This window comes from Serratia sp. NPDC078593 (genome assembly GCF_050268245.1).
Lineage (GTDB): Bacteria > Pseudomonadota > Gammaproteobacteria > Enterobacterales > Enterobacteriaceae > JBNNGK01.
This window is the reverse complement of record NZ_JBNNGK010000021.1, coordinates 1-15,756: the sequence shown is the minus strand read 5'-3', so window position 1 is coordinate 15,756 and position 15,756 is coordinate 1. Positions and strand designations below refer to the sequence as shown.

Genomic DNA, 15,756 nt, shown 5'->3' with positions numbered 1-15,756 from the left:
ATTACTCCATCATCTTCTCGATCGGTAGCACCAGAATGGAGCTGGCGCCCAGCGCTTTCAGCTTTTCCATGGTTTCCCAGAACAGGGTTTCGCTGCTGACCATGTGCATAGCAACGCGGTTTTGCGCGCCAGCCAGTGGCAGAATCGTTGGGCGTTCTGCGCCGGGCAGCAAGGCGATGATTTCGTCCAGTCGTTCGCTGGGCGCGTGCAACATGATGTATTTAGACTCCCGTGCCTGAATGACGCCCTGAATACGTGTCATCAAGCGATCGATCAATTGCTGTTTAGCTTCTGGCATTTCGCCATCACGTTGAATCAGACAGGCTTTCGAGCGGTAGATAATTTCCACTTCGCGCAGGCCATTGGCCTCTAAGGTTGCGCCGGTGGAAACCAAATCGCAGATGGCGTCGGCCAGACCCGCGCGCGGGGCTACTTCTACCGAACCGTTTAGCAGGCATGATTTAAAACGGACGCCTTGTTTATCGAGGTATTGTTTGAGCAGGTGTGGATAAGAGGTGGCGATGCGGGCATCTTGCAGACTTTGCGGGCCGGTATATTCTCGATCCAGTGAGGTAGCCAGCGACAGACGACAAGCGCCAAAATCTAACCGGCGCAGGGTCAGATAACGGGGATCTTCGCCTTGGGCGCGGCGGTTGAGCAACTCTTCTTCCAAGACGTTTTCACCAATGATACCCAGATCGACCACGCCGTCCATCACCAACCCCGGAATATCGTCATCACGTACGCGCAGGATATCGATAGGCATGTTTTCTGCGAAAGCGATCAGCCGTTGCTGTTGCAGGTTAATTTTAATACCGCAGCGCGCCAGCAGTTCTTGCGACTCCTCGCTCAGGCGGCCTGATTTCTGCATTGCTATCCGTAAACGTGTTTTGTCCAACATGGTAACCTCTGTATTTTCTGTAATCTTATGAAATAATTATAAATTTTGTATTCTGTCTGTCCGAAGCCAAAAAAAAACCCTCGGAAGAAATCTTCCGAGGGCTCTCTGTTACATTTCGCGCGCCACTGGAAGAGTCTAAAACCGTCTCCCAGCACACATCGCCTGAAAGACTAGTCAGGATGATGGTGATGATGGTGGCTGAACTGAATACGCGTCATGTGTAATCTCTTAATCATGGTAATTGATAACTGCATTGCTAATTAACCTAAACTATAGGCTATCCCTCGTGCAACACTTTTTTACGGTCATAAATTTAATTTATTGAAACAGGTATAATTATTAGCTAAATACCACTTTACGTAACCATACAGGATGTCGATTGTCACGCTTGTCAGAGTGGCGTAGCCTTAATCGATAAGCGCTGCGATCTTCAAGAGAGGAACAGATGAAAAAAGTCGCCATTGTTGGCCTGGGTTGGCTCGGCATGCCGTTAGCAATGTCATTGATGAACCACGGGTTTGAAGTGGTTGGCACTAAAACCACCTCGGATGGGGTGGAAGCCGCGCGGATGAGCGGCATTGAATGCTACCAACTGGAACTGACGCCAGAGTTGATTTGCGATCCTGACGATCTCGAGGTGTTGTTACAGGTAGATGCGCTGGTCGTCACGCTACCGGCGCGTCGAACCGTGGCAGGCAGTGAGAACTATTTTAATGCGGTACGCATATTAATTGATAGCGCGATGGCGAATAACGTTCCGCGTATTATTTTCACCAGCTCTACGTCGGTGTACGGTGATTATCCCGGCATGCTTGATGAAGATTCGCCCATCAAACCGGTGACCGCTTCCGGTCGTGTCTTGGCTGAGTTGGAACGTTGGCTGCATGAATTACCTAATACGTCAGTGGATATTTTGCGTCTGGCGGGGTTAGTCGGTGCCGAACGGCATCCGGGGCGATTCTTGGCGGGTAAGGTGGATGTGAAAGGCGGCTCGTTAGGCGTTAACTTAGTGCACCAAGACGATGTGATTGCGGCTATTCAACGGTTGTTGCAACAGTCAAAAGGCGGCCATGTTTACAATCTGTGTGCGCCACACCATCCGATCAAACGTGAATTTTATCCTGCGCTGGCGGAACAGCTGCAATTGACGCCGCCGCAGTTTGCTGAAGAAGCGGAAGAGGAAGGACGGCTGGTGGATGGCAGCCGCATTTGCAAAGAGCTGGGTTTTGCATACCAATATCCTGATCCTGCGCGGATGCCGGTCAGTTAATCTATTGACGGCACGAATGACTTTGCCATCGTGCCGTCGCTAATCGTTTTTTCTTCCCGCAGCCGTTCGCCACTAACCGGTATTTTTGCGCCTTATTTAACCTCTCCCCCTGCTTTTACTTCCGCTGTTCGACGGGCTAATCAGTGAGTTTTTTGGTCAGAAAATAACACTCGTGTTCGATCGGATAATTTTGCAGTGTCATTTGCAACTGATAACCCAGTTTTTCGTAAAAGGGGCGCGCCTGAAAACTAAACGTATCCAGGCGTGAATAGCGGCAACCTCGCGCCATGGCTGCTTGCTCAGCAGCCAGTATGACCTGCTTACCTATCCCGCCCCCACGCTGCGATTCCGCCACCCATAACCAGTCGATACTCAGCCAATTCCCCCAGGTGATGGCGGTCAATCCGGCGACAATCTCTCCGGTTGCGTCGCGAACAAAAACGCCGAGCGGCTTGCGTTGACGGGGATCGATAAAGGGGCGGTTATGCGCCATTAACCCTTGACGAATGGCATCGAGGGCTTCTTCGTTGAGCGTATCGGTTACGGTGATATTCATGCTGCCTCCTTGATTATCCACTAACCTAAGCACTGTGCAGTTAAAAAGCAACGTATTGAAAATAGGATTAAACCGTGAACTCGCCGGGCTGGGCTACACTCAATGAGCACGCTTTTTAATCAGGAGGTTGCATGCCCAGAGTACTTTCGATCGTCGGAATGCTGTTATTCAGCGGTTGGTTGCAGGCCGCGCCCGCCGTCACCTTATTGCAGGATAAACTAGAACACCCGTGGTCGCTGGCTTTCTTGCCAAACTCGCAAGGTATGTTGATTACGGAACGCCCTGGGCGCTTGCGTTTATGGCATCAAGATCACGGCCTGTCAGCCCCCATTGAAGGTGCCCCTTCTGTTTATGCGCAAGGCCAAGGTGGATTGTTAGAGGTTGTACTGTCGCCAGACTTTGCCGTCAACCGGCGGGTGTACCTGAGCTTTGCCGAAAGTGATAATGAAGGGAAAGCGGGCACCGCCGTTGGTTACGGCCGCTTAAGTGACGATCTGACTCGTTTGGAGGATTTTCGGGTGATCTTCCGCCAACTGCCAAAATTGTCCGTGGGAAACCACTTTGGCGGCAAGTTGGTATTTGATCGGCATGGCGATCTGTTCATTGCGTTGGGCGAAAACGACCAACGACCAACAGCGCAGGCGTTAGATAAACTGCAAGGAAAAATTGTTCGGCTGACGGCAGTGGGCAAAATACCGGCTGATAATCCGTTTGTCGATCAACAGGGTAAGCGATCGGAGATTTGGTCATATGGCATCCGCAATCCGCAGGGGTTAGCGCTGAATCCGTGGAGCGGTGTGGTGTGGGAACATGAGCATGGCCCGCGCGGTGGCGATGAAATTAATATTCCGCGTGCCGGCAAAAATTACGGTTGGCCGCATGCAACCCATGGCATTAACTATTCTGGTTTGCCGATACCTGAAGCGAAAGGGCAACATGCGGAAGGCACCGAAGCGCCGTTGTACCATTGGGAAGTGTCTCCGGGCATCAGTGGCATGGCGTTCTACGATGCCGCTCGTTTTCCCGCTTGGCAACATTCGCTATTTATCGGGGCATTGGCACAAAAAGAGTTGATTCGCCTGACATTGGACGGTGATAACGTGGTCGCGGAGGAGCGTTTGTTGAGCGATCGCGGTGAGCGCATCCGTGAGGTGCGAGTAGGGCCAGACGGCTATCTGTATCTGTTAACGGATGACGCTGATGGCAAATTGCTACGGGTAGGGGAATCATGACGCCCCGCTGGGCGTCATGAGACATTATGTCAGGGCTGTCATCACTGTACTCTGGTAGGCTGGTCGCGCGCGAAGTTGCTGGTACCAACGTTCGATAGACGGACGCGGTTGGCGCGCGATCGGCATTTCAAACCAGGCGTACATAAAACTGCCTAGAGGGATATCACCGATACCGAATGCATCACCGGACAGATACGGTTGCTGACTGAGCGTGTGTTCGATGATATCGAGGCACGTCTCCATTTCGGTGATTGCGGCTTCAATTTTTGGCATGTCGCGTTGATCGGGCTGAGTCCGTACCAGTCCCCAAAATACGCTGCGGTAAGGTGGCACCAAGGTGGCGGTGGTCCAGTCCATCCATTTTTCGGCGGCAGCACGTTGTTGCACGTCTTGTCGGTAGAACGGTTCCTTACCGTATTTGGCCGCCAGATAACGCACGATAGTGTTAGATTCCCACAGCACAAAATCATCATCTTGCAGCAGCGGCACCAAACCGTTCGGGTTCAACGCGCGATAAGCGGTTTCGTTCACTTTACCGTATGCGCCCCCGGCGGGAATATGGGTGTAGTCCAATGCCAATTCTGCGGCGCACCAGCGTACTTTCCTGACGTTGTTTGAATTTTCACGGCCCCATAGGGTTAACATAAACGATCTCCTCAGCGGGTTCACGGATAGGTTAATTCCTACGCCACAATCAGTCCGTTGTCACCGTTAAAATGATATTTTGTTACTTCAACGTCAGTACTGCCAGCCACACACTTCCCAACCGTGTTGAATGGCGAGAGCATGTAAATCGGCTTTTGGATTGATCACCGTGGCGCTATCGGCATATTCCAGTCTCGGCGACCGTCAATGGCGTCGCTGTAGCGATGAATATGTGTAAAGTATTGGTCAGAGTGTGGTGCAAGCCACTGCTTACTTGGTTGACTAGTTTTTAATCCAAAGCGTACAGTTATGTAAAAATGTAGAAAATTCAGGCTAAACCCTGCAAAAATAAGATGAATCTAATAAACTCACTACAAAGACCGTGACGGGTTTGGCCGAAAATCGGCATCAGATCGCAGGGCGCTTGCGGTTAGTAAACGTGCAATGAGTACTTCTCGCTGGTTGGCTGAAAACTTATCAGGTTTGACAGTTAACGTTATTTCAATGGGTTGAATGGACATTCTGGCGACGACATGATGAAAAAAAAGTTATCTTCTTCTGTTAAAAAACTGACCATAAGCGTCGGTATTCTCGTGTTGGCAACACCGGCCGTACTGGCCGCGGCACCGCCAGCGCCTCCTCAAGTTGATGCCAAAGCGTTTGTTTTGATGGACTACAACAGCGGCAAAATTCTCGCTGAAGGCAATCCCGATGAGCGGCTTGATCCGGCAAGCCTGACCAAAATTATGTCGAGTTATGTCATTGGTCAGGCAATTAAAGCGGGCAAAATTAAGCCGACCGATAACGTAACCGTGGGTAAAGATGCTTGGGCCACTGGGAATCCGGTGCTGCGCGGTTCATCGTTGATGTTCATCAAACCGGGCGATCTGATTCCGGTGATGGAATTGAACAAAGGTGTTGTTATTCAATCAGGCAACGATGCCAGTATTGCTTTGGCTGACTATGTTGCAGGCAGCCAGGATTCGTTCGTTAGCCTGATGAACAGTTATGCCAAAAACTTAGGCTTGCAAAATACCCACTTTTTAACGGTGCATGGGTTGGATGCGGAAGGCCAATACAGCACCGCGCGTGATATGGCATTGCTGAGTCAAGCGATGATCCGTGATGTGCCTGACGAGTATGCACTACATAAAGAGAAAGAGTTCACGTTTAACAAGATCCGGCAGGTGAACCGTAACCGCTTGCTGTGGAGCAGTAACCTGTCGGTTGATGGAATCAAGACGGGTTACACCAGCGGAGCAGGGCACAACTTAGTCGCCTCGGCGACGGATGGCCCAATGCGCTTGATTTCGGTGGTGCTGGGCGCGCCAAGCAATCGCGTGCGTTTTAGTGAAAGTGAGAAACTGCTGACTTGGGGGTTTCGTTTTTATGAAACCCATACGCCGATAAAAGCAGATAAGCCATTTATCACTCAACGCGTATGGTTTGGAGATGTCAGCGAAGTTCCGCTAGGCGTCGCGAAAGATGCATCGATCACGATTCCTAAAGGGCAGATGAAAAATCTGAAGGCCAGTTATAAATTGAATAGTGATGCTTTGCAGGCGCCGTTAGCCAAAAACCAAGTGGTTGGTACCATTGATTTCCAACTGGACGGTAAAGTTATCGACCAACGCCCACTGGTGGCGATGCAAGAAGTGAAGGAGGGTAACTTCTTTAGCCGCATTTGGGATCGGATCGTGATGCAGTTTACCCAGTGGTTCGGCGGAATCTTCGGTTAACGCGTAACGCTCAGGGCGCTGACAAATGGATGGCGCCCTGAGTGATTATAGTTACCGCACGGCGTAATCAGTGACAGGCCACCACTTTGATTGCCAGCCCACCCTGCGAGGTTTCACGGTATTTGGCGTTCATATCTTTGCCGGTTTCATACATAGTTTCGATAACTTTATCCAGACAGACACGAGGTTCACTGGTGCGGCGTAATGCCATCCTTGCGGCATTCACCGCTTTGACGGCGGAAATGGCGTTACGTTCGATGCAAGGTACTTGAACCTGGCCGGCCAAAGGATCACAGGTTAGCCCTAGGTGATGTTCCATCGCGATCTCCGCCGCAATGCAAACCTGTGCTGGGCTACCGCCCATCAGCTCAGCCAATCCTGCCGCGGCCATTGAACAGGCGACACCCACTTCACCTTGGCAACCTACTTCAGCGCCTGAAATCGAAGCATTCATTTTGTACAATGCGCCAATGACGCCGGCAGACAAGAAGAAACGGCTGTAGGAGTTTGCGTTCACGGGGCGGATGAACCGATCGTAATAGGCCAGCACCGCCGGAATGATGCCGCACGCGCCATTGGTGGGTGCGGTCACGACGCGACCGCCTGCGGCATTTTCTTCATTCACCGCGAAGGCGAACATATTAATCCAATCCACCACGTTCATCGGATCGATATTATTCTTGTCGCCGGTCACCAAGAGACGGCGTAATGCGGCGGCACGACGTTGTATCTTCATGGGGCCGGGGAGCAGCCCTTCGGTATTCATGCCGCGCTTAATGCCAGTACGCATCACCTGCCAAATTGCCGCAAAATGTGCGTCAATCTCTTCTTTACTGCGTAGCGCCAGTTCATTGCGCATCACTAACCCAGATAGCGACAGGCCGACGTCTTTACAGTGTTGTTGCAGGTCGCGTGCGGTTTTGAACGGATAAGGCACAGATGCGGTGTTGTGGGTAGGTTGACCGAAATGAGCCTCATCGACAATGAAACCACCACCGATTGAATAGTAAGTTTTGCTGTGTAGCAGGTGCTCACCGTTGAATGCGCGGATTCGCATGCCGTTTTCATGCAGCGGCAGATTATCACTGTGGAAATTCATGCTGCGGGATAGAGGGAATTCAACGTCATGGCGACCGTTGGCAATCATCAAGCGACCGCTTTGCTCCACATGACGGATAAATCCAGGAATGCTATCGATGTCGACATCGTGCGGCAAGTTGCCTGCTAGCCCCATAATAATTGCAATATCCGTGTGGTGGCCTTTCCCCGTCAGTGACAATGAGCCGTAGACGTCAACCACTATGCGTTGGGTTTGCTCAAGGCTGCCTGCGGTAATTAAATCATCGGTGAATTCTTTACCGGCTTTCATTGGGCCGACGGTATGGGAACTGGACGGGCCGATACCAATTTTGAAAATATCGAAAACGCTAACCATGGCTTCGCCTCCTTATTGTGAATAAAGGCGTAAATCTAGGTGGAAATAAGGTAGGTAGTGCTGAGTCGCCGGCGCGAAAAGCGCCGGCGGTGTGGGCTTAGCTAAACAGGGTGTACAGGATGGCCGACATGGCAATCAGCCCCATCAGCACCACAAAAGCGTTACTGATATGGCCACTGTATTTACGCATTGCAGGGACTTTGCGGATGGCATACATAGGCATCAGGAACAGTAGCATGGCGATGATTGGGCCACCCAGCGTTTCAATCATTCCCAAAATGCTTGGGTTCAGCGTTGCAACAACCCAAGTCGTGACCAGCATGAAGAGCGTCGTAATACGGTTCAGCTTGTTAGCGCTGATGGTTTTACCACGGGTCTTCAAAGACTTATGTACTATACCGTTGAAACCTTCACGGGCGCCTAAGTAGTGGCCCAAGAATGACTTGGTGATAGCGACGAAGGCGATAACCGGTGCGATGTACTCAATCATCGGGTTATGGAAGTGGTTCGCCAGATAAGACAATATCGAAATGTTTTGTGCTTTGGCCTCAGCCAGATTGGCTGGAGACAGACTCAATACGCAGCTAAATACAAAGAACATGACGGTCAGCACCATCATAATGTGCGCGTAACCTAAAATGCGTGAGCATTTTTTTTCTGCATCTGGGCCGTATTCTTCGCGTTTAGCCACGGCAAACGCAGAGATGATGGGGGAGTGGTTGAATGAGAACACCATCACAGGGATGGCCAGCCACAGCGTCATAATCAGGCCGTGCCCCATGCCGGCACCGGTGCCTGACAGTGAGACGTTTTCAAAGATGGCGCCCGTCCAGTTTGGGATCAAATAGAGCGCTAACAGCATCAGCACTGCCACAAATGGAAATACCAGAATGCTCATGGTTTTTACGATGGCTTGCTCGCCAAAACGCACAATGCCCATCAATCCGAGGATCAGAATTAGCGATAAAATTGCGCGCGGTGGCGACGTCATACCTAACTGATGCGTGATGAAACTGTCGACGGTGTTGGTGATGGCTACGCTGTAAACCAGCAGAATCGGATAGATCGCGAAGAAGTAAAGCAGAGTAATCAGTTTACCGGCACTGATGCCGAAGTGTTCTTCGACGACTTCAGTGATGTCTTCCCCAGGATTTTTACCGGACAGAACGAAACGGCATAGGCCACGGTGGGCGAAGAACGTCATTGGGAAAGCAATGATAGCCATGATGATGAGCGGAATCAGGCCACCAATGCCCGCGTTAATAGGCAGGAACAGCACCCCAGCGCCGATAGCCGTGCCGTAGAGGCCCAGCATCCACATGGTATCTGTTTTACGCCAGGTACTGCTCGAATCCGAAGCCGCAGAAGTAATTGTGCCGGTCTGTGTAGTGTCCATAAATGTCTCCGAAGTGAACACGTTAATTTAAAATTAAAGGCAAAACTAAAGCTAAAACCAGAGGTGTCATCAGATAGATACACCGCTGGTAAAATTGGGCGTTACTTGCGGGGATAATGATCTCCCCCTGGTTGTTTATTGCGCTAATTACCGCAGCCGGTTAACTCACTCAAAATGTTCTACCGTAGGCAGGCAGATAAAATAGTCATTTATCGGATAATTCTGTGTCTTCCGATTTTGTTGGCGGCAAGATAACGATTTACAGTGGAAACAACCGTGATCATGCTCCCAAATGCGTAATGTGTGTGGAAAATGACGAATAAGGTGAGTTTTTATGCATATGTTGCGCGATTGTGTAATATTTTATGCTAAAAATGGTTTTTGACATGTTTAATGAGATTATCTGCCTTGTTTGAATTTTAACCACACAAATTGCTGCAGTTGATAATAAGCCGAGCAATATATTTTAAGCGAATGGCCGGATCTAGTTAAAAACCGTTATTAAGCTATTTTAGTGACGCAGATCACATTAGTGTCATGCTCGATTTTTATTTAATGTATTGATATTTATGGGTTACTTTTATATGAAGTAATAGATAAGCTATCTAAACAGATGGAATGAATCCGAACTCCAACTTCTAAGTATTCATATTGTGAATGCTTTTTATTGCCTATTTTTTCCTCATTTACGTTATATCACCCTCGCGTTTTGTTGCTGTTTTATCCCGACACTGAGGCGATAAAAAATCGGTTCATTTACGTTAAGCGCTGGTTATTACGCCACTTTGTTTTGTATGGAAATAATCACAATGGTGATTTTTTGCAATTTATTAACTGAGTGTTGGGGGTTTTTGGTATTTTAGATTATTTGATTGCGCAAAATTCACGCAAAATAAGTGAGGGTGAGGAAGCGAAGCCGCGCCGGTAAGCTTACCGGCGGGAGAATAATATTAATGGATTAGTAGCGGATGGAAATCGCATTTTTGTTAAAATAATCAGAGAAGGTACTATCGGGTTGACGATCGGTAATCACGCGATCAAATTCGGTCAGAGAGCTGATACAGGCCGGTTTTACCTTACCAAATTTGCTGTGGTCGGCGACCAAGATTTTTTGCTGTGCCATCGCGATGGCCCGATGCTTCATTTCTAACTCGTTGAAGTTAAAACAGGTAGCTCCCTGCTCCAGACTGAGGCCCGCTGCGGAAATAAAGGCAATATTTGGGCAAATGTAATCCATCTCATTATGTTTGCCGACGCCACTAAAGATGTAGTTGTTAGGTTGGAACTCGCCGCCACACAGGATCACGGTACAATGTGGTTTGTCCTGCAGTGCTAGAAACGTGTTCAATGAATGACAAACTGCGGTGAATGGCAGATCGTCAGCGATGGCGTCGATGATCGCTGGTGTAGTGGTACCGCAATCAAAAAATACGGTATCGTTTTCATTGATTAACGGGGCGGCAAGTAGCCCGATACGCCGTTTCTCATTAACCTGCTTGGCTTTTTGATCGGATACAAAATAATGTGTGACGCCATTATTACGTGGATCGGACACGACATAACCGCCGAGGAGTACCACCGAACTGGGTTCTGCGCTGAGATCGCGACGAATCGTCATTTCCGATACGCCCAGTAGTGCAGCAGCCTCCTTCAAGTGAATCTTGTCAGAGCGCTTTAAAGCCTGGACTAACCGGTTGATACGTTCTTCGCGCCGCGTTTCCATCGAGAATTCCCATTAATTTAGAGATAAAAGAGTCACCAACTGCTATTTGCGGATCTGTTCAACGACAGAAATCAAGAATTATAAAAATTCGGGGCAGTGCGAATTGACACCTTACCCCGAGTTATTTTCGCTTTATTGCTGGCGGCCTGACGGAGCGCTAGCGATTAATAGCTGCCAGCGGCAGCCTGATCGCCGGAAACGATTGCGACGCCAGAGCTGGTACCGATACGGGTGGCGCCGGCTGCGATCATCTTCTCCGCCGTTGCGCGATCGCGAACGGCACCGGAAGCTTTCACGCCCATTTTGCTACCTACGGTTTCACGCATCAGTTTAACGTGTTCTTCACGTGCGCCCCCGGTGCTAAAGCCGGTAGAGGTTTTAACAAAGGCAACATCAAGTTCGCGACACATTTCGCAAACCTGAACGATTTGCGCATCACTGAGCAGACAAGTTTCCAATATTACCTTCAACGGGATCGCTGCGCAAACTTCGCGCACTGCGGCAATATCTTCTTTAACCTGTTCCAGCAAGCCGCTTTTCAGCCAACCGACATTGATCACCATATCAATTTCTTGTGCGCCAGCGGCGATGGCGGCTTTGGCTTCAAAGGCTTTCGTTACGGTCAAACCAGCACCTAATGGAAAACCGATAACTGAACATACCTGTACTTCGCTGTCTTGTAACAAATGCGCGGCCAGTGGTACATAACCAGAATTTACGCATACCGCATAGAAATTATGCTGCTTTGCTTCTTCGCACAATGTGGTGATCTGGGCTTCGGTCGCATCCATCGCCAGCAGGGTATGATCAATATAACGGGCGTAGTTAATGTTTTCGGTCGTCATCGCAGTTCCTTAATTAGTCTGAATGTTAGCATTGTTATAATAATAACATTAAAGAGGCTAATGACATAGACTGGTTTAAGAAAAATCGAGACTTTATCCTTCTGTTTTGTTCTATAAACGGTGGTGTTTTGTTTTGATGTTACTTTTGTAACATTGCAGGGTGATAAAAGTCACACATGATCATTTGGCTGAATGGGGTGAAGAGAGCATGGAGTGATGCTGTGCGGCTCAATGTACCTGAGCCGATTGTGCTAAACAGTGAACGCGTTGACTGAACTTCAATCGGCAGGGATATCATTACGTTGTGGGGATCGCAGAAGACTACCACGATCAGGTGGATGAGGGGCGCTAGCGCCCCAAACAGATTATTCTTTTATCCAGCCTTTACGAATGGGGAAAGCAAAGAGGAAGCGATACAAACGCGCCAATTTGTGAGCAATCAAGTCACCAAACAGATTCCACACCAATTGGGCGAACAGACAACCAACTAACCCCAGCATAAAACCGCCGACCATATCCAATGGCCAGTGCACGCCAAGGTAAACACGTGACCAAGCAATGCCTAAGGCGATAATCAAAAGCGTGATGCCGGACCAGACGCGGTGCCAACAGAGGAAAGCAATAGCAAAGGTGAAAATAGCGGTACCGTGATCGCTTGGAAACGAACTGTCTGGTGCATGATACAAGAAGGTATAACCGATACCGGCGACAAATGGCCTTTCATGCGGCAGCAGCATGCCGATTGAAGCGGAGGCTAACAGCGAGAAACCGAGAGCAATGGTCGTCTTGGCGACCACTTCACGTTGCGATACTAAACTCTTCTTTGATCCCCAAAACCAAAGCCCGACGATCAGTAACGGAACAATAGCGATCACATCGCGAGCTAAAAACATCGCGAGATCGATAGACCATTCAGGCGAGGATGGAGTCGCATTCATCCAGGCGAAAAGAAGATAATTCAACTGCTCCATTATATTTACCTCGTTTTGCGGCGTAATTAACCGCGAACCCACCAATAAACAACCAACTGGCTGAACCAAATTCACTAATCTGCCTCTTGATTAAGGTAGGCAGCGTTGCACTAAAGATTGCCGATCGCAGTGCCAGTAAAAAACAGCAACAGCAACTTACTGATCAACAAAACAAAAAAACGTACTTAAGGTAAACTGATGTTGGTGAAGAGTAAATGGTATATGTCCTAATCTGCAGTATCGTTGAGGGTTGATTTAATCAAGATTACGAATGTTTTGGCGAGTCCAGGTATTTTGGATATAGCGCAGCAATACAGCGGGATGGGCATCATGGAAAGCAAGTATTGTTTACCTCACTTGGCTAATCAGCGGTTTTATCATTAATCCACATCGGGCGACGTGCCAGAGACGAGGCACGCCATACATGCCGAATGATAGCCAAGTCACGGTTAAATCTTGGCGCAGATAAAAGAGGGAATATTATCAACCATGAAGACATAGCCCTTGTTCCCTTGGCGATAGATATGAATGCGCAGCCCTCGATCGGGGTACAGATAGAAGTCCGGAACGAGATTCGTCATAATTTTAGCCAGGCTATCTGGTAATGTGGATTGTGTGGAAATCAAAAACATATCATCGCCCGTACGGGTATAGTTAAATTTCAGCGATTGCGAAATTTTCTGGCTCTTCTCACCCTGTTCTAGGAACTCTCCCAGCGAGCTCACTTCGCCTTTCCCGCCATTAAACATAAATTTCAGGTGGGCTGTGAATTGGGCATCATCCTTGAAGTAATGCACGCTGCCCCGGCAGGAGAAGTGATTGGCACGATATTGGGATACCATGTGAATCACCAGAGAGGATAGTGTAATTATAATAAATAGAATAATTAGGAATCTAAATTTATTACTTTTCATTTTTTGGCTCAAAATAAAATTTTGTTAAACATGATGCGGAGTTATTGATGCTTTTGTCACAAATGTGAATCAGCACCCGTATCGCTTCAGGATTTATCGCTATGTAAGCAACCTGTCCGGGTTCGCAGGTGATGTTTTTTTTCACAAAAAAATTAACGTATTCATGTTTCGCACGCAGAACATATTTTTTATTGCTATAAACAGTGCACTGATTAACATCGCCGATGGCGACGTAGTCGGCGAAAAAATCCGTATCTCTTTTAATGTCCTGATAGGCCATAAATGATGAAAGTATCGCCACCATCAACAAGCCAGCCAAGGCTATTTTTTTTAGAGGATAACGCGTTTTCCAGGCAATAAATTTCTTCGGCGTCGAGTTCGCGGGCTTCTCCGGCAAAACTGAATGGGCGGGAGAGGCTAAGGTGCTGGTGCTTAAATTCACATCAGCGTTTTCATTCAGCGGCTCCGGACCATCTTCCTCAATCAATGCGCACTTACCGATGAACATAAGCCCTTCTTTAGGTATCGTTTTGATCATTATTTCTTCGATACCGGCGATCTTTAATGCCCTACGCAACAAATAAATGTTTTGGAAGTAGGTATTTGCATTCGCAAATTGACCTTTGCTTTCCCATACCTCGTACAAAAATTCTTTCTGGCTAATTACTTCGCCTTGCCGTTGTAGTAACAGTAATAGACAGCGACTGGCCGGTACGTTGAGCGCGATGGGAGGCCCTTGATCATCTACGGGTTCCAACCTGTGTTGGTCAGAAATAAAACGAACTTTCTCATTTAAAAGATAGATGTTATTCACTTTAGGTATCCCGGTTAAAACTCACTGATGCAGAACCACTTAGCTCAATTCACCTAGTTTAAACTAATTTTAATCTCAACGAGAAAAATCTTAATAAGCATTTTTAGTTATTTAAATTCAATACGTTGCCTTTCTTCAATCCGAGTTGTTCAACAATGCGGTAAGCAAAGCTTTTCCTTATGCCGGAATCTTTATAAGTTATTTACTATCAATCAAATAGGATGAGAATCATGAGTGCTCAGACTCCGTGGATCCTGTAGGTCGTGAAGGCATTTTGCGTTCTGATTAAGATTGATCTGCGATAACTGAAGGACGAAGAATAAGCCGGAACATTGCCTATAGGCGCATCACGTGAAAAAAAATTGGCTGGAGTGCAGCCAGACAGTGCGCTATGCGTGCCCGCTATTGAGCAAATCTATTAAAACACATCCCAACGGATATTTCCCACCGTGATACTCAGCCTATCTCAAAGAAGCCTATCCGGTGATGTGGTCGATGAGTATATTAGCTGAGATTAACGCCATTTAGGTGGCTGATTTCCCTGAAAACAAAATTAAACATAGTATTAACATCGTTTTATTTTCTTTTGTAAAGAATATTAAACTACTGGTGTGATGGGAAGGAGTGTATTAATTTATAGTGGAGCTTCAGATAAATAATAGGGAAAGTACATGAAAAAGATCTCTTTGTTGATTGCCAGTATGCTGATGGCAAGCACTGCTGGCGCCGCGACACCTCCTGCTGAAAAGGGTGATGTTAGCAAACAGCCTTTGGAAAAAATCGCACCTTATCCGCAGGCGGAGAAGGACATGACACGGCAGGTGATTTATTTACCTAAGCAGGAAAACGAAGAAAACCTTAAGGTAGAGCTGCTGATCGGTAAAGTGTTAGAAGTGGATTGCAATCGCCATATGATGGGCGGCAACTTGGAAAGTAAAACGCTGTCTGGTTGGGGCTACAGCTATCTGGTGCTGGATAAATTGTCAGCTCCGGCCTCTACGATGATGGCGTGCCCGGACAATACTAAGCATGAGCAGTTTGTTGCAGCGAATTTGGGCGACGCTGCGATGCAGCGTTATAACAGTCGCCTGCCAATCGTGGTCTATGTACCGAAAGATGTGGAAGTTAAATATCGGGTATGGCAGGCCAGCGAGACGGTTAACAGCGCGGTAGAGAAATAACGTTTTCGACGTGATTTAACGGTATGAGGCGGTATTTATGAGACTGTAATTTAAATTGTGTAATTGCCTGTTTTTGATATGTTCTTCCTGACAATGGAGACAGGCAAATTATGGACGAAAAGAAACTTAAAGCA

The 15,756-nt window shown here is 48.1% G+C and carries 15 protein-coding genes and 1 other annotated feature; of the genes, 4 read left to right on the top strand and 11 right to left on the bottom strand.

Translation table 11 applies throughout. From position 1 onward, the window contains the following. Position 1: 1 nt before the first annotated feature. Together hisG and hisL are read right to left on the bottom strand one after the other, a co-directional pair. A complete protein-coding gene (gene hisG / locus ACQKDS_RS17970; protein ID WP_399673145.1) occupies positions 2-901 on the bottom strand; it encodes an ATP phosphoribosyltransferase in 900 nt (299 codons plus the stop codon). Between the two features lie 68 nt (positions 902-969). Beyond that, positions 970-1,096, bottom strand: a sequence feature (His leader region). Then, the gene (gene hisL / locus ACQKDS_RS17965) at positions 1,072-1,119 is read right to left on the bottom strand and encodes a his operon leader peptide (protein WP_101495319.1); all 48 of its coding nucleotides are present in this window, start codon (positions 1,117-1,119) and stop codon (positions 1,072-1,074) included. It overlaps the preceding feature by 25 nt. A 227-nt stretch (positions 1,120-1,346) precedes the next feature. Here hisL and ACQKDS_RS17960 point away from each other — a divergent pair, with 227 nt between their 5' ends. Then, positions 1,347-2,171 (top strand): SDR family oxidoreductase, encoded by an 825-nt coding sequence (locus tag ACQKDS_RS17960; protein WP_399673143.1) that lies wholly within the window; start codon positions 1,347-1,349, stop codon positions 2,169-2,171. A gap of 136 nt (positions 2,172-2,307) precedes the next feature. Here the strand turns inward: ACQKDS_RS17960 and ACQKDS_RS17955 are convergent, their stop codons facing one another. After that, positions 2,308-2,727 (bottom strand): GNAT family N-acetyltransferase, encoded by a 420-nt coding sequence (locus ACQKDS_RS17955; protein ID WP_399673140.1) that lies wholly within the window; start codon positions 2,725-2,727, stop codon positions 2,308-2,310. Positions 2,728-2,858: 131 nt separating this feature from the next. Between ACQKDS_RS17955 and ACQKDS_RS17950 the strand changes: the two genes are divergently transcribed. Next, a complete protein-coding gene (locus tag ACQKDS_RS17950; RefSeq protein ID WP_399673137.1) occupies positions 2,859-3,959 on the top strand; it encodes a PQQ-dependent sugar dehydrogenase in 1,101 nt (366 codons plus the stop codon). A gap of 24 nt (positions 3,960-3,983) precedes the next feature. Here ACQKDS_RS17950 and ACQKDS_RS17945 read toward each other — a convergent pair whose 3' ends face one another. Then, positions 3,984-4,604: a glutathione S-transferase family protein gene (locus ACQKDS_RS17945; protein ID WP_399673135.1), complete on the bottom strand. Its 621-nt coding sequence runs from the start codon at positions 4,602-4,604 to the stop codon at positions 3,984-3,986. A 533-nt stretch (positions 4,605-5,137) separates the two neighbouring features. On the opposite strand from ACQKDS_RS17945, the gene ACQKDS_RS17940 reads away from it, so the two are divergent. Further along, entirely contained in the window at positions 5,138-6,343 is a 1,206-nt protein-coding gene (locus ACQKDS_RS17940; protein WP_399673133.1) for a serine hydrolase, read from the top strand. A gap of 67 nt (positions 6,344-6,410) precedes the next feature. Here the strand turns inward: ACQKDS_RS17940 and ACQKDS_RS17935 are convergent, their stop codons facing one another. The 7 genes from ACQKDS_RS17935 to ACQKDS_RS17905 all read right to left on the bottom strand — a co-directional run bounded on the left by ACQKDS_RS17935 (position 6,411) and on the right by ACQKDS_RS17905 (position 14,441). Beyond that, positions 6,411-7,778 (bottom strand): L-serine ammonia-lyase, encoded by a 1,368-nt coding sequence (locus tag ACQKDS_RS17935; protein ID WP_399673130.1) that lies wholly within the window; start codon positions 7,776-7,778, stop codon positions 6,411-6,413. A gap of 97 nt (positions 7,779-7,875) precedes the next feature. After that, on the bottom strand, positions 7,876-9,174 hold the full coding sequence (locus ACQKDS_RS17930; protein WP_399673127.1) for an HAAAP family serine/threonine permease: 1,299 nt from the start codon (positions 9,172-9,174) through the stop codon (positions 7,876-7,878). Between the two features lie 958 nt (positions 9,175-10,132). Further along, the gene (gene deoR / locus ACQKDS_RS17925; RefSeq protein ID WP_399673125.1) at positions 10,133-10,897 is read right to left on the bottom strand and encodes a DNA-binding transcriptional repressor DeoR; all 765 of its coding nucleotides are present in this window, start codon (positions 10,895-10,897) and stop codon (positions 10,133-10,135) included. A 164-nt stretch (positions 10,898-11,061) separates the two neighbouring features. Then, positions 11,062-11,742: a deoxyribose-phosphate aldolase gene (deoC, locus tag ACQKDS_RS17920; RefSeq protein WP_399673123.1), complete on the bottom strand. Its 681-nt coding sequence runs from the start codon at positions 11,740-11,742 to the stop codon at positions 11,062-11,064. Between the two features lie 365 nt (positions 11,743-12,107). After that, the gene (gene ybjG / locus ACQKDS_RS17915) at positions 12,108-12,713 is read right to left on the bottom strand and encodes an undecaprenyl-diphosphate phosphatase (protein ID WP_399673121.1); all 606 of its coding nucleotides are present in this window, start codon (positions 12,711-12,713) and stop codon (positions 12,108-12,110) included. Between the two features lie 449 nt (positions 12,714-13,162). Further along, entirely contained in the window at positions 13,163-13,555 is a 393-nt protein-coding gene (locus ACQKDS_RS17910) for a hypothetical protein (protein ID WP_399673119.1), read from the bottom strand. A 61-nt stretch (positions 13,556-13,616) separates the two neighbouring features. Continuing rightward, the gene (locus ACQKDS_RS17905; RefSeq protein WP_399673116.1) at positions 13,617-14,441 is read right to left on the bottom strand and encodes a transcriptional regulator; all 825 of its coding nucleotides are present in this window, start codon (positions 14,439-14,441) and stop codon (positions 13,617-13,619) included. Between the two features lie 671 nt (positions 14,442-15,112). Here ACQKDS_RS17905 and eco point away from each other — a divergent pair. Next, entirely contained in the window at positions 15,113-15,622 is a 510-nt protein-coding gene (eco, locus tag ACQKDS_RS17900) for a serine protease inhibitor ecotin (protein WP_399673114.1), read from the top strand. Positions 15,623-15,756 lie beyond the last annotated feature (134 nt).

Coding starts and splice junctions, on each gene's coding strand:
- hisG (WP_399673145.1), bottom strand. CDS start 901: ATGTTGGACAAAACACGTTTACGGATAGCAATGCAGAAATCAGGCCGC.
- ACQKDS_RS17960 (WP_399673143.1), top strand. CDS start 1,347: ATGAAAAAAGTCGCCATTGTTGGCCTGGGTTGGCTCGGCATGCCGTTA.
- ACQKDS_RS17955 (WP_399673140.1), bottom strand. CDS start 2,727: ATGAATATCACCGTAACCGATACGCTCAACGAAGAAGCCCTCGATGCC.
- ACQKDS_RS17950 (WP_399673137.1), top strand. CDS start 2,859: ATGCCCAGAGTACTTTCGATCGTCGGAATGCTGTTATTCAGCGGTTGG.
- ACQKDS_RS17945 (WP_399673135.1), bottom strand. CDS start 4,604: ATGTTAACCCTATGGGGCCGTGAAAATTCAAACAACGTCAGGAAAGTA.
- ACQKDS_RS17940 (WP_399673133.1), top strand. CDS start 5,138: ATGATGAAAAAAAAGTTATCTTCTTCTGTTAAAAAACTGACCATAAGC.
- ACQKDS_RS17935 (WP_399673130.1), bottom strand. CDS start 7,778: ATGGTTAGCGTTTTCGATATTTTCAAAATTGGTATCGGCCCGTCCAGT.
- ACQKDS_RS17930 (WP_399673127.1), bottom strand. CDS start 9,174: ATGGACACTACACAGACCGGCACAATTACTTCTGCGGCTTCGGATTCG.
- deoR (WP_399673125.1), bottom strand. CDS start 10,897: ATGGAAACGCGGCGCGAAGAACGTATCAACCGGTTAGTCCAGGCTTTA.
- deoC (WP_399673123.1), bottom strand. CDS start 11,742: ATGACGACCGAAAACATTAACTACGCCCGTTATATTGATCATACCCTG.
- ybjG (WP_399673121.1), bottom strand. CDS start 12,713: ATGGAGCAGTTGAATTATCTTCTTTTCGCCTGGATGAATGCGACTCCA.
- ACQKDS_RS17910 (WP_399673119.1), bottom strand. CDS start 13,555: ATGGTATCCCAATATCGTGCCAATCACTTCTCCTGCCGGGGCAGCGTG.
- eco (WP_399673114.1), top strand. CDS start 15,113: ATGAAAAAGATCTCTTTGTTGATTGCCAGTATGCTGATGGCAAGCACT.